Here is a 21,113-nt window from a genome sequence, read left to right on the forward strand (position 1 = left end):
TTCGTCACATTCCTCGTCGGGGAGAGGCGATGCCCTCTCCCAAGCCGGCGGCCACCTGCCGCAGATACGGGTTGGTGGCGCGCTCCTGGCCGATGGTCGTCTGGGAGCCGTGGCCGGACAGCACCACGGTCGAGTCGTCGAGCGGCAGGCACACACGGCCCAGCGACTCGAGGAGCTCGGCGTGGCTGCCGCCGGGCAGGTCGGTGCGTCCGACGGAGCCGGCGAAGAGCAGGTCGCCCGAGAACAGGATCGGAGGGATGTCCTCCGCCTCGGGCAGCCCGAACGTCACCGACCCCTTGGTATGGCCGGGCGCGTGCGACACGGTGAGCTCCATGCCGGCGAGCTTCAGCCTCGCGCCGTCCGTCAGCTCCTTGACGTCGTCCGGTTCCCCGATGGTCAGCTCGCCCATGATCTGCGCGCCGAAGGAGCGGCCGAGCGCCTTCTCCGGGTCGCTCATCATGTACCGGTCCGAGGGGTGGATCCAGGCGGGCACGTCGTGGGCCCCGCACACCGGGACGACCGAGGCGCAGTGGTCGATGTGGCCGTGGGTGAGGACGACGGCGACGGGCTTGAGCCGATGTTTCCTGAGCGCGTCCTCGACTCCCTGGGCGGCCTGGTGGCCCGGGTCGATGATCACGCACTCCTCGCCTGCGGCGGGGGCGACCAGATAGCAGTTGGTGCCCCAGGCCCCGGCGGGGAACCCGGCAATGAGCACGATCGTCCTCAATTTCTACTACGACGGGTGATTGCGGCTGTTCAGAGCCTACCGGCGCTGCTCCTGTCACAGCGAACCCATATACGGTACGGGCACAGTCCGCGCGTACACGCGTCCGTACGCCACTACACCGCACAAGGAGACCACCGGTGGTCAGCAGCGATCAGCGCCGGCGCCAGCTCGCCCGGGAGAAGTTCGAGCGTCAGCAGCGCCGCCGTGAGGAGGCCCGCCGCAAGTCCAAGATCCGCAACACCGTCATCGCGGCCGTCCTCGCGGTGGTCGTCGTGGGCGGCGGCGCGGCCTTCGCCACGGGCGCCTTCGACGGCGACGACGACAAGAAGTCGGACTCGGCGGCGCCGAGCGAGACCCCCACGCCCTCGACGAGCAAGGACTCCGCTCCGGAGCCGAAGATGGCGATCGACGAGAAGGCCTCGTACACGATGTCGCTGAAGACCAGCGCCGGTGACATCGCGTTCAAGATGGCGGCGGCGAAGACCCCGCACACGGTCAACTCGTTCAAGTCCCTCGCCGACAAGGGCTACTTCGACAACACGAAGTGTCACCGCCTGACCACGCAGGGCATTTACGTGCTCCAGTGCGGCGACCCCAAGGGCGACGGCACCGGTGGCCCCGGCTACACGATCCCGGACGAGAACCTGACGGGCCTGGGCAAGGCGGCCGCGGACGGCACCGTGACCTTCCCGGCGGGCACCGTCGCCATGGCCAACACCGGCCAGCCGCACACCGGTGGCAGCCAGTTCTTCCTGGTCTACAAGGACACCAAACTGCCGCCCACCTACACGCCGTTCGGCACGATGGACGCGGCCGGGCTCAAGGCCGTCCAGGAGGTCGCGAAGGCGGGCGTGGCGGGAGGCGCCGGGGACGGTGCGCCGAAGACGGCCGTCACCATCACGAAGGCGGCCGTCAACAAGGACTGACCCGCGGAATTCGGCCGCGCTGAGTGCGGACAGCCGGGCGGCCGGTCGCCTAGATTGGCGTTGTGCAGCGCGGTGACAAACGCGTTGTGGAGGGCGGGCGAGGCCCGTCCCGGAAACTGTGGACGATGCCACGAGGGCCGAACCCCTCGCGCAGGCATCATGTGGAGGAGGCGCTGTGAGCAGCGACCCGTGGGGCCGCGTCGACGAGACGGGCACCGTGTATGTGCGTACAGCCGAGGGCGAAGTGGTCGTCGGATCGTGGCAGGCGGGGACTCCCGAGGAGGCCCTGGCCTACTTCGAGCGCAAATACGAGGGCCTGGTTGTCGAGATCGGCCTCCTCGAGCGACGGGTGAAGACCACCGACCTGTCGGCGAAGGACGCCCAGACCGCGATCGACCACCTGCGCACGCAGGTGGACGAGCACCACGCGGTGGGCGACCTGGAAGCGCTTCGCAAGCGGCTCGACAAGCTCGTCGAGACCGTCGAGTCGCGGCGCGAGGAGCGCAAGGTCCAGAAGGCCAAGCAGACCGACGAGGCCAAGCACGCCAAGGAGGCGCTGGTCGCCGAGGCCGAGGAGCTGGCGCAGAGCGAGCAGTGGCGCTCGGCCGGCGAGCGGCTGCGGGCGCTCGTGGACACCTGGAAGGGCCTGCCCCGGCTCGACCGGAAGTCCGACGACGAGCTGTGGCACCGCTTCTCGCACGCGCGCTCGGCCTTCTCCAAGCGCCGCAAGGCGCACTTCGCGTCGCTCGACGCGCAGCGCGAGGAGGCCCGCAAGGCCAAGGAGAAGCTGGTCGTCGAGGCCGAGTCGCTGTCCTCGTCCACGGACTGGGGCACCACGGCCGCCCGCTACCGCGAGCTGATGGCGGACTGGAAGGCGGCGGGCCGCGCCCAGCGCGAGGCCGAGGACGAGCTGTGGAACCGCTTCCGCGGCGCCCAGGACGTCTTCTTCGCCGCGCGCGGCGAGGTGTTCGCGGAGCGTGACGCCGAGCAGACGGAGAACCTGAAGCTCAAGGAGGAGCTGGCCGTCGAGGCCGAGAAGCTCGTCCCGGTGACCGACCTGAAGGCGGCCCGCGCCACCTTCCGCGGCATCAACGAGCGCTGGGAGGCCATCGGCCACGTGCCGCGCGACGCCCGCCCGAAGGTCGAGGGCCGGATGCACGCGGTGGAGAAGGCGCTCCAGGAGGCCGAGGAGTCGGAGTGGCGCCGCACCAACCCGGAGGCACGCGCGCGTGCCGCGGGTCTGACGGGGCAGCTCCAGGCCGCCGTCGACAAGCTGCGCGGCCAGATCGACGCGGCGCGCGCGGCGGGCAACAACGCCAAGGCCGACAAGCTCGCCAAGGAGCTGGAGGGCCGCCAGGCGCTGCTCGACCAGGCCCTGAAGGGCCTTGAGGAGTTCGGCGGCTGACGCCTCCGTCGCCACAGCGAGAGGGCCTCCCGTACGTCATGTACGGGAGGCCCTCTCGTGTGTGCGGCCCAGGTGTGGCTAGGGCCTGCGCGCGGACGTGACCCGGTAGACGTCGTAGACGCCCTCCACTCCCCGCACGGCCTTCAGGACGTGGCCGAGGTGCTTGGGGTCGCCCATCTCGAAGGTGAAGCGCGAGGTGGCCACCCGGTCGCGGGAGGTCTGGACGGCCGCCGACAGGATGTTGACGTGCTGGTCGGACAGGACCCGTGTGACGTCGGACAGGAGCCGGGAGCGGTCCAGCGCCTCGACCTGGATGGCGACCAGGAAGACGGACGACTGGGTGGGCGCCCACTCGACTTCCAGGATCCGCTCGGGCTGCTGGGAGAGCGAGTCCACGTTGACGCAGTCGGCGCGGTGCACCGAGACGCCGCTGCCGCGGGTGACGAAGCCGATGATCGGGTCGCCGGGGACGGGCGTACAGCAGCGGGCCAGCTTGACCCACACGTCGTCGACGCCCTTGACGACCACGCCCGGGTCGGCGTTGGCCCGGCGCTTGCTGCGGCCGCGCGAGGGCGGCGCCGACTCGGCGATGTCCTCGTTGGCGGCCTCCTCGCCGCCGAGCGCCTGCACCAACTTCTGTACGACGCCCTGGGCGGCGACATGGCCCTCGCCGATCGCCGCGTACAGCGACGAGATGTCGGGGTAGCGCATCTCGTGGGCGAGCGTGACCAGGGAGTCGCCGGTGAGGATGCGCTGGATCGGCAGGTTCTGCTTGCGCATGGCGCGCGCGATGGCGTCCTTGCCCTGCTCGATCGCCTCGTCGCGGCGCTCCTTGGAGAACCAGCCGCGGATCTTGTTGCGGGCGCGGGGCGACTTGACGAAGCCCAGCCAGTCGCGCGAGGGTCCGGCGCCGGCCGCCTTGGAGGTGAAGACCTCCACCAGGTCGCCGTTGTCCAGGGTCGATTCGAGCGGCACGAGCCGTCCGTTGACCCGCGCACCTATGGTGCGGTGGCCGACCTCGGTGTGGACCGCGTACGCGAAGTCGACGGGGGTGGCGCCCGCCGGGAGCGCTATGACGTCGCCCTTGGGGGTGAAGACGAAGACCTCGTTGCGGGAGAGGTCGAAGCGCAGCGACTCCAGGAACTCGCTGGGGTCCTCGGTCTCCTTCTGCCAGTCGAGCAGCTGGCGCAGCCACGCCATGTCGTTGATGTGGTCGTCCTTGCCGGCCTTCTTCGGCACGTCGGTGCGCACCTTGGAGGCACCGGCGACGGCCTCCTGCTTGTACTTCCAGTGCGCGGCGATGCCGTACTCGGCGCGGCGGTGCATGTCGAACGTACGGATCTGGAGCTCGACGGGCTTGCCGTTGGGGCCGATGACCGTGGTGTGCAGCGACTGGTACATGTTGAACTTGGGCATCGCGATGTAGTCCTTGAACCGGCCGGGGACCGGGTTCCATCGCGCGTGCACGGTGCCGAGGGCGGCGTAGCAGTCGCGGACCGTGTCGACGAGGACGCGGATGCCCACCAGGTCGTAGATCTCCGCGAAGTCACGGCCGCGGACGATCATCTTCTGGTAGACGCTGTAGTAGTGCTTGGGGCGGCCGGTGACGGTCGCCTTGATACGGGCCGCGCGCAGGTCGGACTGGACCTCGTCGGTCACTATGGCCAGGTACTCGTCGCGCTTGGGCGCCCGCTCCGCCACCAGCCGTACGATCTCGTCGTACATCTTGGGGTAGAGGATCGCGAAGGCGAGGTCCTCCAGCTCCCACTTGATGGTGTTCATGCCCAGGCGGTGGGCGAGCGGAGCGTAGATCTCCAGGGTCTCGCGGGCCTTCTTCTCCTGCTTCTCCCGCTTGAGGTAGCGCATGGTGCGCATGTTGTGCAGGCGGTCCGCGAGCTTGATGACCAGGACACGCGGGTCCTTGGCCATGGCGACGACCATCTTGCGCACGGTCTCGGCCTGCGCGGCGTCGCCGAACTGGACCCGGTCGAGCTTGGTGACGCCGTCGACGAGCAGGGCGACCTGGTCGCCGAAGTCACGGCGCAGGGTGTCCAGGCCGTACTCGGTGTCCTCGACGGTGTCGTGCAGCAGCCCGGCCATCAGGGTCGCCGGGTCCATGCCCAGCTCGGCCAGGATGGTGGTGACGGCGAGCGGGTGCGTGATGTACGGGTCGCCGCTCTTGCGCTTCTGGCCGCGGTGCCAGCGCTCGGCGACCTGGTAGGCCTTCTCGACCTGGCGCAGCGTGGCGGTCTCGATCTTCGGGTCGTTGCTGCGCACTATCCGCAGCAGCGGTTCGAGGACCGGGTTGTACGCGGAGGAGCGCTGCACACCGAGGCGGGCGAGCCGGGCGCGGACGCGGTTGGAGGAGCCGCCCGAGCGGGCCACCGGGCTCGCCGGGGGCGTGGGCTTGGGGGCCGGGGCCGCCAAGAGGGGCCGCTGGGGCGGCTTCGGCGCGGCCGGCTCGGGCTCCGCCACGGGCTGCTCGGGCGCGGCGGGAGCCGCCGTGGCCTGCTCGGCCTGCTGGTCGGGCCGCTCGGCGGAGAGTGGCTGGGCCTCGTCTGGCAAGAGCGCTCCTCTGGGGGTCCCCCCGGACGAAGTTCGGGGGAGGATCCGGGTCCCCCGGTCAGGCCCGGAAAGCCCATGGTATCGATCCTGGGCGGCCGGTTCGTGCCGGGCGGGTGTGACGGGCTGTACCCGGTAAACGCGAAAGGCGGGCGCCGGATTCCTCCGACGCCCGCCTTCTGGTGTTCGCTGCCCTGGTCAGAGCGTGATGAGAGCCTCCAGCGGGGCCCCGCGCAAGGCGGGTTCCAGCCGGTCGCGGCCGGCCAGGAAGCCGAGCTCCATCAGGACCGCCACTCCGGCCACCTCGGCTCCGGCCCGCCGGATGAGCTCCAGGGACGCCTCGGCCGTGCCGCCGGTCGCCAGCACGTCGTCGATGACCATGACGCGGTCGCCCGCGGCCAGGTCCTCGGCGTGCACCTCGATCTCCGCCGTGCCGTACTCCAGCTCGTACGCCTGCGAGAGCGTCGCTCCGGGGAGCTTGCCCGCCTTGCGTACGGGGATGAAGCCTATTCCGGCGCGGACCGCGACCGGGGCCGCCAGGATGAAGCCGCGCGCCTCCAGGCCGACGATCTTCGTCGCGCCGTGGCGTACGCACAGCTCGGCGAGGGCGTCGGTCAGGGCCGTGAAGGCCGCCGGGTCCGCGAGCAGCGGCGTGATGTCCTTGAACAGCACGCCCGGCTTCGGATAGTCCGGTACGTCACGGATCCGGCTGAGCAGCAGCTCCTGGGTGGTGACCGTCATCGGCGCTTCCCCCGGTTGTTGCGGGAGGGCTGGCGGCGCTGGCCGACGACGGCACCCGCGGTCGCGGTCTCAGGGTCATCCTCGTCCTGCGGGTCCGCGTCCTGCGGCTCGCCCGTCTCGCCCTTGGCCGCGGCGGCGGCCCGCTTGGCGAGCACCCGCTTCTTGAGGGCCTTCATCTGCGGGTCGCGCTCCTTGAGGTCCGCGACCAGCGGGGTGGCGATGAAGATCGAGGAGTACGCACCGGCCGCGAGGCCGACGAACAGCGACAGCGAGATGTCGTTCAGCATGCCGGCGCCGAGGACGCCGCCACCGATGAACAGCAGGCCCGCCACCGGGAGCAGCGCGACGACCGTGGTGTTGATGGAACGCACCAGGGTGCCGTTGAGGCTCTTGTTCGCCATCTCGCTGTAGGTGAGCCTGGTCTGCTTGGTGAGGCCCCGCTGGCCCTCCTTGAGACCGTCGAAGACGACGACGGTGTCGTAGAGGGAGTAACCGAGGATCGTGAGCAGACCGATCACCGTACCCGGGGTGACCTCGAAGCCGACCAGCGCGTAGACACCGACGGTGATGGTGATGTCGTGGATCAGCGCGACCAGGGCCGCGAGCGCCATGCGCCACTCGAAGGCGATCGCCAGATAGATCACCACGAGGATCATGAACACGATCAGACCGGTCCACGCCTTGTTGGCGATCTGGTCGCCCCAGCTGGGACCGACGAGGTCGGCGTTGATGTCCTCGGCCGGGACCTTGAGCTCCCTGGAGAGCTCGGTCTTGATCGAGTCCGACTTCGCGGTGTCGATGCCGCTGATCTGGATGCGCAGGCCCTTGTTGCCGAGCTTCTGGACGATCGCGTCGTGGCCGGAGGCCCGCTCCGCGACCTGCTCCGCCTGGGCGACCGAGGCGCTGGACTTCGGGGTGGTGAAGACCGCGCCGCCCTCGAACTCGATACCCATCGTCAGACCCCGCACCGCCAGGCCCAGGATGGCCGTGATGGTGATCAGGATCGAGATGCCGTACCAGATCTTCCGCTTGCCGACGAAGTCGTAGCCGACCTCACCGCGGTAGAGCCGGGCGCCGAGATGACCGAGTCGCGACATCTCACGCCTCCTTCGGGTCGGTGGGGGCGGCGGGGGTGCGGCGGGAGCGGCGCAGCGGCGGCTTGGCACCGAGGCGCTGCGGATCCAGACCGGACCACGGGTGGCCGCTGGCGAAGAAATTCTTGCGCGCCAGGAGCGTCATCACCGGCTTGGTGAACAGGAACACCACGACGATGTCGAGCAGGGTGGTCAGACCCAGCGTGAACGCGAAGCCCTGGACCTTGCCGACGGTCACGATGAACAGCACCGCGGCGGCGAGGAACGACACGAAGTCGGAGACCATGATCGTGCGCCGCGCGCGGGGCCAGGCCCGCTCGACGGCCGGACGCAGGGTGCGGCCCTCGCGGATCTCGTCCCGGATCCGTTCGAAGTACACGATGAACGAGTCCGCGGTGATACCGATGGCGACGATGGCCCCACAGACCGCGGGCAGGTTCAGCGCGAAGTTGATGGCCGGACCGAGGAGCGCCATGATCACGTACGTGAGGATCGCGGAGACCACGAGGCTGAGGATGGCGACCAGCGCCAGACCCCGGTAGTAGAGCACCAGGTACAGGATGACCAGCGCCAGACCGATGGCACCGGCGATCAGACCGGCGTGCAGCTGGTCGGCGCCGAGCGCCGCGGTGACGGTGGTGACGCTCTGCTCCTCGAAGGAGAGCGGCAGGGCGCCGTAGGACAGCACGTTCGCCAGGTCGGTGGCGGAGCGCTGGTTGAAGCTGCCGGAGATCTCGGCGCTGCCGCTGAGCGTCTGGCTCACCGACGGGGCCGAGACGACCTGGTTGTCCAGGGCGATGGCGAACTGGTTCTGCGGCTGCTGCTGCTTCGACAGCTTGCCGGTGATCGACTGGAACTTCTTCGAGCCCTTGCCCGTGAAGTCCATCTGGACGATCCACATGCCGCGCTGCTGGTCGATGACCGCCTTGGCCTTCTTGACGTCGGTGCCGTCGACCTCGGCCGGGCCGAGGATGTACTTGGCGTCACCGGTCTGGCTGCAGGACGCGATCGTGTCGGTGGCCTTGCTGCCGAAGCCGGCCTTGGCACGGGACTCCTTGGTGGAGCAGTCCAGCGCCTCGAAGTCCTTCTGGAGCTTGGCGACGGCGGCCGCGTCGCCGGTCGGCGGAGTGGGCGGGGTCGTGCCCGGCTTCGGGGTGTTCGGCGGCGTGCCCGGCTTCGACGGCGTGGCCTTCGGGGCCGGCTTGCCGTCCGCCTTGAGGGCGTCGGTGACGGCGCGGCCCTGCGGCGTCGACTTCGAGCTCGGCTTGACCGACGGCGTCGAGGACGGCTTGTTCTTGTCGCCGTTCTTGTCCGCGCCCTTGCTGGCCGAGGGGCTCGGCGAGGTGCTGGGCGTGGGCTTCGCCGGGGTGCCCGCGGCGACCGTCAGGACGGGCCGGAAGTAGAGCTTGGCGGTGGTGCCGACCTGCTGGCGGGCCTGCTCCGAGTTCGTCCCCTTGGGGATGTTGACGATGATGTTGCGATCGCCCTGGGTCTGGACCTCGGCCTCGGAGACACCCAGGCCATTGACACGACGGTTCATGATCGAAACCGCGGTGTCCATGTTGGCCTTGTTGATCGCCTTCTCCTGGCCGGGCTCGGCCTTGGCCTTGAGCGTGATGCTCGTACCGCCGGCGAGGTCGATGCCCAGGCGCGGCGTCGTGTGCCCGGAGGCGAACATGCCGCCCGCGAGGGCCACCATGGCGATCAGGAACAGGACCAGGGTGCGCCCCGGCCTGCCCTGGGCCCCCGCCGGCCTTCGGCCCTTCTTCGGTGCTGCCACCTTGTCGTTTCTCCCTGTCCAACCGCCCGCGCCGGGTGTGCGCCTGGGCGGCCACGAAGTGTTGTGGGGACGTCCCCCGTGGAAGTCGTCACCCTCGGCGGGACCGGCGGGCGCGGGTGCGCGCCCAGCGGTCGCCGAGAGTGGTTACTTCGCGTCCGGCTCGCCGTCTGCCTTGCCGTCCTTGGGCGCGGCGGCGTCGTCCGCCTCGTCCTTCTTGCCCAGGTCGATCTTGTCCGCCGGGCCGGCCTCGGCCGCGTCGTCGGCCTGCTCGGTCAGCGACGAGGCGTCGTCCGGCACGGCCGGGAGGTCGGACGTCTCGTCCGTGTCACCGTGCACGATCCGGTTGTACTCCTCGTCGGAGAGGACCGCGCCGATCGCGTTCTTCGCGTAGACGGCGTGGACGCCGGGCGCCACCTCCAGATGGACCGTGTCGTCGCCGATCTCCTTCACGGTGGCGTACATGCCGCCGATGGTGCGGACGCCGGTGCCGGGCTGGATCTCATTGCGCATGGAGGCGGCCTGCTGCTGCTTCCTCTTCGCCGAGCGGGTCATGAGGAACATGGCCCCGATGAGGACGATGAAGGGGAGAAGGGTCACGAGACTCACGGGACGAACTTCCTTCGCACGACCGCGCAAGGAGTGCGGCCTGATCTGGGGGTGGGTATGCCGACCGGTAAATGTAAGGGCGGCATCGGCGGAGTCTAAGCGAGTCCGCACAGCTGGAACAACGCCCAGCATCCCACCGGGGTTCCTCCCCGTGCACCCACCCGCGCCGTCACGGCCCGAAGAGCCCCTGTTGTCCGCTTCCTGAGACGCCGCCCGTCCCCTGCTGGGGCGGGACGAGGCCGAGGTGCGCCCAGGCGGCGGGAGTGGCGACGCGCCCGCGGGGGGTGCGCGCGAGCAGGCCTTCCCGTACGAGGAAGGGCTCGGCCACCTCCTCGACGGTCTCGCGCTCCTCCCCCACCGCGACCGCCAGCGTGGACAGGCCGACCGGTCCGCCACCGAACAGTTTCAGCAAGGCCTGCAGCACCGCCCGGTCCAGCCGGTCCAGGCCGCGGCCGTCCACCTCGTACACCGCGAGGGCGGCCGCGGCGATCTCCTCGGTGATCACTCCATCGGCCTTGACCTGCGCGTAGTCGCGGACGCGGCGCAGCAGGCGGTTGGCGATACGGGGCGTGCCGCGCGAGCGGCCGGCGATCTCGGCCGCACCCGCCGGGTCGATCTCGACGTCGAGGAGGCGGGCCGAGCGGTGGATGACGCGCTCCAGCTCGGCCGGCTCGTAGAACTCCATGTGCCCGGTGAAGCCGAAGCGGTCGCGCAGCGGGGGCGGCAGCAGCCCCGCGCGCGTGGTGGCCCCGACCAGGGTGAACGGCGGCAGCTCCAGCGGGATGGCAGTGGCACCGGGGCCCTTGCCGACGATCACGTCGACCCGGAAGTCCTCCATCGCCATGTAGAGCATCTCCTCGGCGGGCCGCGACATCCGGTGGATCTCGTCGAGGAAGAGGACTTCACCCTCCTGGAGGGAGGAGAGGATCGCGGCGAGGTCGCCCGCGTGCTGGATCGCCGGGCCGCTGGTGATGCGGATGGGGGCGCCCATCTCGGCCGCGATGATCATCGAGAGCGTGGTCTTGCCGAGGCCGGGGGCGCCGGAGAGCAGCACGTGGTCGGCGGTGGCGCCGCGCGCGCGGGCGGCCCGCAGCACCAGGTCGAGCTGCTCGCGGACCTTCTCCTGGCCGACGAACTCCTCCAGGTCCTTGGGGCGCAGGGCGGCCTCGACGGCCTGGTCCTCGCCGTCGGCCACCGAGTCGACCAGCCTCGGGTCGGTGGCGTCGGCTCCGGTCTCGTCCCAGTTCATCAGTGTCGTTCTCTCGTCGGCTCGGTCGGCGTGCGCGTCGGTCAGCGGGCGCGGTTGAGGGTCTGCAGCGCGGCCTTCAGGAGTGCTCCGATGTTCGGGCTCTGGGCGGCCTCGGCCTGCGGGGTGACGGCGGCGACCGCCTCGTCGGCCTCCCGCGTCGCATAGCCGAGGCCGATCAGGGCGGCGTGCAGCTGGTCGCGCCAGCCCGCGGTGACCGGGGCGCCGACGGCCGGGGCGCTGCCGACGGGCGCGCCGAGCCGGTCCTTCAGCTCGATGAGGAGCTTCTGGGCGCCCTTCTTGCCGATGCCGGGGACGGCGGTCAGCGCCTTCTCGTCACCGGACGCGAAGGCGCGGCGCAGCGCGTCCGGCGTGTGCACCGACAGGACCGCCTGGGCGAGCCGGGGGCCCACCCCGTTGGCCGTCTGGAGCAGCTCGAAGACCTGCTTCTCGTCGTCGTCCGCGAAGCCGTACAGCGTCAGCGAGTCCTCCCGGACGACCAACGACGTGGCCAGCTTGGCCTGTTGGCCGATACGGAGACCGGCGAGCGTGTTGGGCGTGCACTGCAGGGCCATGCCGACGCCGCCGACCTCGACCACCGCGGTGTCGGGGGCGAGGGCGGCGACCGGGCCGCTGACGAAGGCGATCATCGCGTGACCTTCTTTACGGAGAGGTGGGCACGGCGGGCCTGCTCGTGCGCCTGTTGCAGGCGGTTGACGGCGGGGGCGCGCCAGATGTGGCAGATGGCGAGGGCCAGCGCGTCCGCCGCGTCGGCCGGCTTCGGCGGGGCGTCGAGCCGGAGCAGCCGGGTCACCATCGCCCCGACCTGGAGCTTGTCGGCCCGGCCGCTGCCGGTGACGGCGGCCTTGACCTCGCTGGGGGTGTGCAGGGCGACGGGGATGCCACGGCGGGAGGCGCAGAGCATGGCGACGGCGCTGGCCTGGGCGGTGCCCATCACCGTACGCACGTTGTGCTGGCTGAACACCCGCTCCACGGCGACGAATTCGGGGCGGTGCTCGTCCAGCCAGTGCTCGATGCCCTGCTCGATGGCGACCAGGCGGTGGCCCAACTCGGCGTCCGCGGGCGTGCGCACGACGCCGACGCCGAGCATGGTGAGCGGCCGGCCCGCGACCCCCTCGACGACGGCCACGCCGCACCGCGTCAGTCCGGGGTCCACTCCGAGTACGCGCACGGCCCCTCCCCTCGGTGATCTTTGACGTCCTGCCAGGCTATCCGCTGCCACTGACAACGGCGGCGGGCCGGTGGGACGTGTCCCATCGGCCCGCCGAAACGCTCAGCTCGCGGCAGCGCTACGCGTCGACCTTCTCCATGACCTCGTCGGAGACGTCGAAGTTGGCGAAGACGTTCTGCACGTCGTCGCTGTCCTCCAGCGCGTCGATCAGCTTGAAGATCTTGCGCGCGCCCTCCTCGTCCAGCTCGACCTGCATGGTCGGGACGAAGTTGGCCTCGGCGGAGTCGTAGTCGATGCCGGCCTCCTGGAGGGCCGTGCGGACCGCGACCATGTCGGTGGCCTCGGAGATGACCTCGAAGGAGTCACCGAGGTCGTTGACCTCCTCGGCGCCCGCCTCCAGGACCGTCTCCAGGACGTCGTCCTCGGTGAGTTCGCCCTTGGGCAGGACGACGACGCCCTTGCGGTTGAAGAGGTACGAGACGGAGCCCGGGTCGGCCATGGAGCCGCCGTTGCGGGTCATGGCGACGCGGACGTCCGAGGCGGCACGGTTGCGGTTGTCGGTGAGGCACTCGATGAGCACCGCGACACCGTTCGGGCCGTAGCCCTCGTACATGATCGTCTCGTAGTCGGCGCCGCCCGCCTCGAGACCGGCACCGCGCTTGAGCGCGGAGTCGATGTTCTTGTTCGGCACCGACTGCTTCTTGGCCTTCTGCACGGCGTCGAAGAGGGTCGGGTTGCCGTCGATGTCCGCGCCACCGGTGCGGGCCGCGACCTCGATGTTCTTGATCAGCTTCGCGAAGAGTTTGCCGCGCTTGGCGTCGATCACGGCCTTCTTGTGCTTCGTCGTAGCCCATTTAGAGTGGCCGGACATCTGCCTGTCTCCTTCGCGTAACCAATTCTGCGTCGTTCGGCAGAGATCCTACCGGGAGCGGGTCACCCGGCGTCGCGCACCATGTCCACGAAGAGGGCGTGCATCCGGTGGTCACCGGTCAGCTCGGGGTGGAACGAGGTCGCGAGGGCGGTGCCCTGGCGCACCGCGACGATGTGACCGCCGTGCTCCGCGAGGACCTCGGTCCGCGCGCCGACCGACTCGACCCAGGGCGCCCGGATGAAGACGCCCTCGACCGGGCCGACTCCGGAGACCTCGACGGTGGCCTCGAAGGACTCGTTCTGCCGCCCGAAGGCGTTGCGGCGCACGATCATGTCGATGCCGCCGATCGTCTCCTGGCCCGAGCGCGGGTCGAGGATCTTGTCGGCGAGCATGATCAGGCCGGCGCAGGTGCCGTAGACGGGCATGCCGTCGGCCACGCGCGCGCGCAGCGGCTCCATCAGCCCGAACAGGACCGCGAGCTTGGAGATGGTGGTGGACTCGCCGCCGGGGATGACCAGGCCGTCCACCTCGGCGAGCTCCTCGGGGCGCCTCACCGGCCTGGCCACGGCGTCCGCCGCGGCCAGGGCGATCAGGTGCTCCCGTACGTCGCCCTGGAGGGCCAGGACGCCTATGACGGGTGTGTTGCTCATGTCCTTCGGTACCTGTGCCTTACCAGCCGCGGTTGGCGTAGCGCTCGGTCTCGGGGAGGGTGTCGCAGTTGATGCCGACCATGGCCTCGCCCAGGTTGCGGGACGCGTCCGCGATGATCTTCGGGTCGTCGTAGAAGGTGGTGGCCTTCACGATGGCGGCGGCGCGCTTGGCCGGGTCGCCCGACTTGAAGATGCCGGAGCCGACGAAGACGCCCTCGGCACCGAGCTGGCGCATCAGCGCGGCGTCGGCGGGGGTGGCGACGCCACCGGCGGAGAAGAGCACCACGGGGAGCTTGCCGAGCTCGGCGACCTCCTTGACGAGCTCGTACGGGGCGCGCAGCTCCTTGGCGGCGGCGAACAGCTCGTTGTTGTCGAAGCCGCGCAGCTTGGCGATCTCGTTCTTGATCTGGCGCAGGTGGCGGACGGCCTCGACGACGTTGCCGGTGCCGGCCTCGCCCTTGGAGCGGATCATGGCCGCGCCCTCGGCGATGCGGCGCAGGGCCTCGCCCAGGTTGGTGGCGCCACAGACGAAGGGGGTGGTGAACGCCCACTTGTCGGAGTGGTTGACCTCGTCGGCCGGGGTGAGGACCTCGGACTCGTCGATGTAGTCGACGCCGAGGGACTGCAGCACCTGGGCCTCGACGAAGTGGCCGATGCGGGACTTGGCCATGACCGGGATGGAGACGGCCTCGATGATCTCTTCGATCATGTTCGGGTCGGACATCCGGGCCACGCCGCCGTCCTTGCGGATGTCGGCCGGGACCCGCTCCAGGGCCATGACCGCCACGGCGCCCGCGTCCTCGGCGATCTTCGCCTGCTCGGCGTTGACCACGTCCATGATCACACCGCCCTTGAGCTGCTCGGCCATGCCGCGCTTCACGCGCGCGGTGCCGGTCTCGGGGTTCTGGGCGCTGGTGGGGAGGGTGCTGGACACGGGACCTCGCTGGAGTGAAGAAGGGGGTTCTCTACTGCCCCAGAGGGTGTCTCCCCGGACCAGTCCACAGCAAGGGCCAATGTGCAGGCGGTGGATCGTTTTGGCCTGGCGGGGCGGCTTGGCCTGCTCTGCCTGGTGGTGGCCCGCGCGGTGTCCCGGTTACGGCTAGGAGCCCGGGCGGTCCGCGAGCGCGGTCGGGGGTTCGTCGTCCATCTCGAAGGCGAGGGGGAACGGGGCGTGCCCGGCCAGCCGGAACCAGCGGACCTTGCGGTGCCTGCGCAGGGCGCGGGCGGCGCGTACGGCGTCGTTGTGGAAGCGGCGGGCCATCGGGACGCGGCGTACGGCCTGGGCCAGCTCCTCCGCCGCGTCAACGCCGCCGGGTGCCTCGCGGACCGCCTCCACCTGGGCGGGCTCCCCGAAGACGGCTCGCAGCGCCTGGCTGAGCTCGCTCTCGGCGACCTCCCGCTGCTCCTCCTCGGCCTGGCGGGCCGCGTGCGCGGCTTCGTACAGGACGATCGAGGCGGCCGGGTCCAGCACCCCTGAGGTGGCCAGTTCCTGGGTGACCGAGGCGCGGCGCAGCAGCTGGGCGTCGAGGGCGGCGCGAGCCGCGTCGATGCGGGCGTGCAGGCGGTCGAGGCGGCCGGCGGTCCAGCTGAGGTAGAGGCCGGTCGCCACGAGGGCGACGGCGATCCAGATGAGGGTTACGGTCACGGGCGGCAAGGCTACCGGGCCGTCCGGGGGTGGGCGGGAGTGGAGACGGTCACCCTGGGGCTGCGCCCCCGGGCCCCGCTTGGGGCTGCGCCCCGGGCCCCGTTGCTGGGCCTGCGGCCCCTGCACCCCGCTTTCGGGGCTGCGCCCCGGGGTTTCCGTTCGTCTGCGGACCGTATGTGGCTGGTCGCGCCCGCGCGGCAGAGCCGCACATGTCACAGCCCCGCGCCCCTGAGAATGCCGCTCCGCGGCAATCCCCTGGGCGCCCCGAAGGGGCGCATCTCAGAGGCGCGGGGAACTGCGCGAGCAACCCACCACAGCCCGCAGACAGAAGCGCACCCCCGGAAGCCCCCGCCCGCAGGCGAACGGAGGCCCGGGACTCAGTCCCTCGCCAACCCGAACCTCGCCCGGAACCCCGGGCGTTCGTCCGCGGCGACCGACGCCGCGCCGTCCGTCACCGTCTCGTAGACCGCGAGGATGTCCGCCCCCACCGTCGACCAGTCGAAGCGGCGGACGTGGGTCGAGCCCCGGGCGCTGAGTTCGGCCCGGCGGGCCGGGTCGCAGAGGAGGCGCAGGGCCGACTCGGCCAGCGCGTCCGCGTCCTCGTTGGCGAAGAGTTCCCCCGCGCCTCCCTGGTCCAGGACCTGCGCGAACGCGTCCAGGTCGCTCGCCAGCACCGCCGCCCCGGCCGACAGCGCCTCGACCAGGATGATGCCGAAGCTCTCGCCGCCGGTGTTGGGCGCCACGTACACGTCGACGCTGCTCAGGAAGCGCGCCTTGTCCTCGTCGCTCACCATGCCCAGGAACTGGACACGGTCGCGCAGCTCCGCCGGGAGCGACGCCACCGCCTCCTCTTCGTCGCCCCTGCCCGCCACCAGCAGGCGGGTCTGCGGGCGCTCCGCCAGGATCCTCGGCAGCGCCCTCATCAGGACCGGCAGGCCCTTGCGCGGCTCGTCGATGCGCCCTATGAAGCCGAGCGTGTCGCCCTGCCACTCGGGCCGCGGCTCGGCCCTGGCGAAGAAGTCGACGTCGACACCGTTGGGGATCACCACCGCGTCGCCGCCGAGGTGCTCGACCAGCGTGCGCCGCGCGTACTCGCTCACCGCGATCCGCGCGCTGATCTTCTCCAGGGCCGGCTGCAGGATCGGGTACGCCGCGATCATCGCCCGCGAGCGCGGGTTGGACGTGTGGAAGGTCGCCACGATCGGCCCCTGCGCCGCCCAGCAGCTCAGCAGGCCGAGCGAGGGCGAGGCCGGCTCGTGGATGTGGATGACGTCGAACGTGCCCTCGTGCAGCCACCGCCGCACCCGGGCCGCCGAGAGGAAGCCGAAGTTGAGACGGGCGACGGAGCCGTTGTACGGCACCGGGACCGCCCGGCCCGCCGAGACCACGTACGGCGGCAGCGGCGTCTCGTCGTCGGCGGGGGCGAGGACGGACACCTCGTGGCCGCGCCGGATCAGATGCTCGGCCAGGTCGCGGATGTGGAACTGGACGCCGCCCGGTACGTCCCAGGAGTACGGGCAGACGATGCCGATCCTCACGCCCGGCGCTCCTCAAGGTCGGCGAGCCACAGTCGCTGCAGCATGTGCCAGTCCTCCGGGTGTTCGGCGATTCCGGTGGCGAAGGCATCCGCCAGCGCCTGGGTCATCACGGACGTCTTCTCCGCGCGCGTGCCCGTCTCGGGCACGTCGATCGGCGGGTGCACCCTGCCCTGCATGACGGGCGACCCGTCGTACCAGAGCGTCACGGGCAGCAGCAGCGCGCCCGTCTGCTGGGCCAGCAGCGCGGGCCCGGCGGGCATCCGCGCGGCCTCCCCGAAGAACTTCACCTCGACGCCCGAGGCGGACAGATCGCGGTCCGCGACCAGGCAGACCAGACCGCCCGCCCGCAGCCGGTGGGCCAGCGTGCCGAAGGCCGAGCCGCCGGTGTGCGGCAGGACCTCCATGCCCAGGCTCTCGCGGTAGGCGACGAACCGGTCGTAGAGCGTCTCGGGCTTGAGCCGCTCGGCGACCGTGGTGAACGGGGTGTCCAGCTTGGTGGTGACCCAGGCGCCCGCCAGGTCGTAGTTGCCCATGTGCGGCAGCGCCAGCACCACGCCCCGGCCGGAGGCGAGACCGTCCACCAGGTAGTGCACGTCCCGCGGCTCGAAACCGGTCTTCATCCGGTCCTTGCTCCAGGCCGGCAGCCGGAAGGACTCCATCCAGTACCGCATGTACGAGCGCATGCCGGCCTTCGACAGCTCGGCCAGGCGCTGCGGGGAGGCGTCGGGCACCACGCGCGCGAGGTTGGACTCCAGACGCAGCACGCTCTTGCCGCGCCGCTTCCACACCGTGTCCGCGATCCGTCGGCCCAGGCCCGTGGCCACCGGCTCGGGGAGCTTCTTGACGGTGGCCCAGCCCAGTCCGTACAGCGCGTCCGTCAGCCGTTCCCTCATGAGGCGGCCTCACCGGTCCTGGCGGCGGCGTCGGCCTCCGCGGACTCGCGGCGCACCGTCACCACCCGCTGGATCAGCGTGATCAGACTGCCCACGGCCACGATCCACAGCGCGATCGGCAGCAGGATCTGGATGCCCGGGACACCGAACTTGTGCAGGCCCGCGAGGCCCGCCGCGACCAGCGAGATCACCAGGCGCTCGGCCCGCTCGATCAGACCGTTGACGGCGACCGGCAACCCGATCGACTCGCCGCGCGCCTTGGTGTACGACACCACCTGGCCGCTGGCCAGGCAGAAGATCGCGACCGCGCACAGGACGTTGTCGTCGCCCCGGCCCGCGTACCAGAGCGCGAAGCCGCCGAAGATCGCCCCGTCGGCGACGCGGTCCAGCGTCGAGTCCAGGAACGCGCCCCAGCGGCTGGAGATCCCCGCCTGGCGGGCCATGTTGCCGTCGACCAGATCGGAGAAGACGAACAGGGTGATGACGATCGTGCCCCAGAAGAACTCACCCCGGGGGAAGAAGACCAGCGCACCCGCCATCACTCCGGCCGTGCCGAGCAGGGTCACGGCGTCCGGGCTCACCCCCCGGCGGAGCAGAAACGCGGCGAACGGCGTGAGGACACGCGTGAAGAATGCACGCGCGTACTTGTTCAGCATGGCCTTCCCGACGGTCGGTGTGGCCGCGCGGCCCTGCTGGCCACCGGCTGGCCCATCGTAGCCAGGCCCGGAGACGTCCACCGCCGCGCACCCTCGCTGCCCGGCGTTCCCGCACGACGTATGGACGCACAGTGACCGGAGTGGAACGCTGGAAAGACCGCGGGCACGCGAAGCCGCCTCCGCCGGGTGCTCCCCGGCCGGGGGTCGGGGGAGGATTCCGCGCGGCCGCGCCCTTTCACCACCTCACCGTGCAAGAAACGGAAGCCATACGGGAGGAACGGCATGGGCGACAAGGCGAGTGCACATCCCGGAGCCGCCGGCAGGGCAGCTACGGCCGACCACCCCTCATCCGTACGGAACGTGGTGCTGGTCGGCCACAGCGGATCCGGGAAGACGACATTGGTGGAAGCGCTCGCGCTGACGGCGGGGGCCGTCAACCGCGCGGGCCGGGTCGAGGACGGCGGGACCGTCTCCGACTACGACGAGATCGAACACCGGCAGCAGCGCTCGGTCCAGCTGTCGCTGGTCCCCGTCGAATGGGCCGGCTGCAAGATCAATATCCTGGACACCCCCGGATACGCCGACTTCGTCGGGGAACTCAGGGCCGGTCTGCGAGCGGCGGACGCGGCCCTTTTCGTCGTCTCCGCCTCGGACGGCGTGGACGGCGCGACCCGGATGGTGTGGGACGAGTGCGCGGCCGTGGGCATGCCACGGGCCATCGTGATCACCCACCTGGAGGCGGCCCGCGCCGACTTCACCGAGATGACCCGGGTGTGCGCCGAAGCCTTCGGCGGCGACGACCCGGACGCAGTACTGCCGCTCTACCTGCCGCTGCACGGACCCGAGGGACCGGACGGGCACGCACCCGTCACCGGCCTGATCGGGCTCCTCTCGCAGCGCGTCTTCGACTACGCGTCCGGCGAGCGCAAGGAGGCCGAGCCCGGCCCCGAGCACCTCCCGCTGATCGAGGAGGCCCGCAACCGGCTGATCGAGGGGATCATCGCCGAGAGCGAGGACGAGACCCTCATGGACCGCTATCTCGGCGGCGAGGAGATCGACGTCAAGACACTCATCGACGACCTGGAGCGGGCCGTCGCACGCGGCACCTTCCACCCCGTCCTGGCCGCCGCCCCGGCCGCGGAAGGCGCCCGCCAGGGCATCGGCACGGTCGAGCTCCTGGAGCTGGTCACCGGCGGCTTCCCGACCCCGCTGGAGCGCACCGCGCCCGACGTGACCACCCCACAGGGCGCCGCGCGCCCCACCCCGGTCTGCGCCCCCGAGGGCCCACTGGTCGCCGAAGTGATCAAGACCTCGTCCGACCCCTACGTGGGCCGGGTCAGCCTGGTCCGCGTCTTCTCCGGCACCCTGCACCCCGACGAGACCGTCCACGTCTCCGGCCACGGGATGACCGACCGCGGGCACGAGGACCACGATGTCGACGAGCGGATCGGCGCACTCTCCTCCCCCTTCGGCAAACAGCAGCGCACCCTCAGCTCCTGCATCGCGGGCGACATCGCCTGCGTGGCCAAGCTGACCCGCGCCGAGACCGGGGACACCCTCTCCGGCAAGGACGACCCGCTGCTCATGGCGCCCTGGAACATGCCCGACCCGCTGCTCCCCCTCGCCATCCAGGCCCACAGCAAGGCCGACGAGGACAAACTCTCCCAAGGCCTCTCCCGGCTCGTCGCCGAGGACCCGACCATGCGCCTGGAGCAGAACCCGCACACCCACCAGCTGGTCCTGTGGTGCCTGGGCGAGGCTCACAAGGACGTCGCCCTGGAGCGGCTGCGCAGCCGCTACGGCGTCCAGGTCGACGTCGTCCCGCACAAGGTGTCCCTGCGCGAGACCTTCGGCGACACCGCCACCGGGCGCGGCCGCCACGTCAAGCAGTCCGGCGGCCACGGCCAGTACGCGATCTGCGAGATCGAGGTGGCGCCGCTGCCGCCCGGGTCCGGCATCGAGTTCGTCGACAAGGTGGTGGGCGGCGCGGTGCCGCGCCAGTTCATCCCCTCGGTCGAGAAGGGCGTACGGGCCCAGGCCGCCAAGGGCGTCGCCGCGGGCTACCCGCTCGTCGACGTACGCATCACGCTCCTGGACGGCAAGTCCCACTCCGTGGACTCCTCCGACGCCGCCTTCCAGACCGCCGGGGCACTGGCGCTGCGGGAAGCCGCCGCCGACGCCCGCATCCACCTCCTGGAACCCGTCGCCGAGCTGCAGGTACTGGTCCCCGACGACTACGTCGGCCCCGTCATGAGCGACCTCTCGGGCCGCCGCGGCCGCGTCGTCGGAACCGAGCAGGCGGGCCCGGGCCGCACCCTCGTACGGGCCGAGGTGCCCGAGATCGAGATCGGGCGGTACGCGGTGGACCTGCGCTCCGTCTCGCACGGCACCGGCCGCTTCGACCGCGGCTACGCCCGGCACGAGCCGATGCCGCCCCAACTGGCGGAGAAGCTCCGGGGATCAGGGGAAAAGACCGCTTAGGGACGGTACTTGACGGATCGTCGCAGTCGCCGCCCGCCCAACCGCCTTGCGGCGGGCGGCGATTGCAACGTCCCGTGTCGCACGGCCACCGACCCCGATA

19 protein-coding genes are annotated in these 21,113 nt (G+C 71.0%); 3 read left to right on the forward strand and 16 right to left on the reverse strand.

Going from position 1 to position 21,113, the window contains the following annotated elements; all coding sequences use genetic code 11:
- Window positions 1-4: 4 nt before the first annotated feature.
- Window positions 5-715: an MBL fold metallo-hydrolase gene (locus tag AB0G17_RS02785; protein ID WP_361374776.1), complete on the reverse strand. Its 711-nt coding sequence runs from the start codon at window positions 713-715 to the stop codon at window positions 5-7.
- Window positions 716-864: 149 nt separating this feature from the next.
- Here AB0G17_RS02785 and AB0G17_RS02790 point away from each other — a divergent pair, with 149 nt between their 5' ends.
- Both AB0G17_RS02790 and AB0G17_RS02795 read left to right on the forward strand, forming a co-directional pair.
- Window positions 865-1,653 (forward strand): peptidylprolyl isomerase, encoded by a 789-nt coding sequence (locus tag AB0G17_RS02790; protein WP_361374778.1) that lies wholly within the window; start codon window positions 865-867, stop codon window positions 1,651-1,653.
- A gap of 175 nt (window positions 1,654-1,828) precedes the next feature.
- Entirely contained in the window at window positions 1,829-3,058 is a 1,230-nt protein-coding gene (locus AB0G17_RS02795; protein WP_361374780.1) for a DUF349 domain-containing protein, read from the forward strand.
- 78 nt (window positions 3,059-3,136) lie between these two features.
- Here the strand turns inward: AB0G17_RS02795 and AB0G17_RS02800 are convergent, their stop codons facing one another.
- The 15 genes from AB0G17_RS02800 to pgsA all read right to left on the reverse strand — a co-directional run bounded on the left by AB0G17_RS02800 (window position 3,137) and on the right by pgsA (window position 18,532).
- Entirely contained in the window at window positions 3,137-5,623 is a 2,487-nt protein-coding gene (locus tag AB0G17_RS02800) for a bifunctional (p)ppGpp synthetase/guanosine-3',5'-bis(diphosphate) 3'-pyrophosphohydrolase (protein WP_361374782.1), read from the reverse strand.
- Between the two features lie 195 nt (window positions 5,624-5,818).
- Entirely contained in the window at window positions 5,819-6,361 is a 543-nt protein-coding gene (locus tag AB0G17_RS02805; RefSeq protein ID WP_361374784.1) for an adenine phosphoribosyltransferase, read from the reverse strand.
- Window positions 6,358-7,458, reverse strand: coding sequence for a protein translocase subunit SecF (gene secF / locus AB0G17_RS02810; RefSeq protein ID WP_361374786.1), 1,101 nt, complete (start codon window positions 7,456-7,458; stop codon window positions 6,358-6,360). Before secF ends, AB0G17_RS02805 begins: the two co-directional genes overlap by 4 nt.
- A gap of 1 nt (window position 7,459) precedes the next feature.
- Window positions 7,460-9,235, reverse strand: coding sequence for a protein translocase subunit SecD (gene secD, locus AB0G17_RS02815; RefSeq protein WP_361374788.1), 1,776 nt, complete (start codon window positions 9,233-9,235; stop codon window positions 7,460-7,462).
- A gap of 144 nt (window positions 9,236-9,379) precedes the next feature.
- A complete protein-coding gene (yajC, locus tag AB0G17_RS02820; protein ID WP_361374790.1) occupies window positions 9,380-9,841 on the reverse strand; it encodes a preprotein translocase subunit YajC in 462 nt (153 codons plus the stop codon).
- A 169-nt stretch (window positions 9,842-10,010) separates the two neighbouring features.
- A complete protein-coding gene (gene ruvB, locus AB0G17_RS02825) occupies window positions 10,011-11,090 on the reverse strand; it encodes a Holliday junction branch migration DNA helicase RuvB (protein WP_361374792.1) in 1,080 nt (359 codons plus the stop codon).
- Window positions 11,091-11,131: 41 nt separating this feature from the next.
- Window positions 11,132-11,737 (reverse strand): Holliday junction branch migration protein RuvA, encoded by a 606-nt coding sequence (gene ruvA / locus AB0G17_RS02830; protein WP_361374794.1) that lies wholly within the window; start codon window positions 11,735-11,737, stop codon window positions 11,132-11,134.
- Entirely contained in the window at window positions 11,734-12,279 is a 546-nt protein-coding gene (ruvC, locus tag AB0G17_RS02835; RefSeq protein WP_361374796.1) for a crossover junction endodeoxyribonuclease RuvC, read from the reverse strand. Before ruvC ends, ruvA begins: the two co-directional genes overlap by 4 nt.
- A 118-nt stretch (window positions 12,280-12,397) precedes the next feature.
- A complete protein-coding gene (locus AB0G17_RS02840; protein ID WP_361374798.1) occupies window positions 12,398-13,150 on the reverse strand; it encodes a YebC/PmpR family DNA-binding transcriptional regulator in 753 nt (250 codons plus the stop codon).
- A 62-nt stretch (window positions 13,151-13,212) separates the two neighbouring features.
- On the reverse strand, window positions 13,213-13,800 hold the full coding sequence (pdxT, locus tag AB0G17_RS02845) for a pyridoxal 5'-phosphate synthase glutaminase subunit PdxT (protein WP_361374800.1): 588 nt from the start codon (window positions 13,798-13,800) through the stop codon (window positions 13,213-13,215).
- 19 nt (window positions 13,801-13,819) lie between these two features.
- Window positions 13,820-14,734: a pyridoxal 5'-phosphate synthase lyase subunit PdxS gene (pdxS, locus tag AB0G17_RS02850; protein WP_361374802.1), complete on the reverse strand. Its 915-nt coding sequence runs from the start codon at window positions 14,732-14,734 to the stop codon at window positions 13,820-13,822.
- A 165-nt stretch (window positions 14,735-14,899) separates the two neighbouring features.
- Window positions 14,900-15,445, reverse strand: a complete 546-nt coding sequence (locus AB0G17_RS02855) for a hypothetical protein (protein ID WP_361374804.1) — start codon at window positions 15,443-15,445, stop codon at window positions 14,900-14,902.
- 377 nt (window positions 15,446-15,822) lie between these two features.
- Window positions 15,823-16,983: a glycosyltransferase family 4 protein gene (locus AB0G17_RS02860; protein WP_361374806.1), complete on the reverse strand. Its 1,161-nt coding sequence runs from the start codon at window positions 16,981-16,983 to the stop codon at window positions 15,823-15,825.
- A complete protein-coding gene (locus tag AB0G17_RS02865; protein ID WP_361374808.1) occupies window positions 16,980-17,876 on the reverse strand; it encodes a phosphatidylinositol mannoside acyltransferase in 897 nt (298 codons plus the stop codon). Before AB0G17_RS02865 ends, AB0G17_RS02860 begins: the two co-directional genes overlap by 4 nt.
- Window positions 17,873-18,532, reverse strand: coding sequence for a phosphatidylinositol phosphate synthase (gene pgsA, locus AB0G17_RS02870; RefSeq protein ID WP_361374810.1), 660 nt, complete (start codon window positions 18,530-18,532; stop codon window positions 17,873-17,875). Before pgsA ends, AB0G17_RS02865 begins: the two co-directional genes overlap by 4 nt.
- Window positions 18,533-18,814: 282 nt before the next feature.
- Here pgsA and AB0G17_RS02875 point away from each other — a divergent pair, with 282 nt between their 5' ends.
- The gene (locus tag AB0G17_RS02875; protein ID WP_361374812.1) at window positions 18,815-21,013 is read left to right on the forward strand and encodes an elongation factor G-like protein EF-G2; all 2,199 of its coding nucleotides are present in this window, start codon (window positions 18,815-18,817) and stop codon (window positions 21,011-21,013) included.
- Window positions 21,014-21,113 lie beyond the last annotated feature (100 nt).

This window comes from Streptomyces sp. NPDC023838, assembly GCF_040639555.1.
GTDB lineage: Bacteria > Actinomycetota > Actinomycetes > Streptomycetales > Streptomycetaceae > Streptomyces.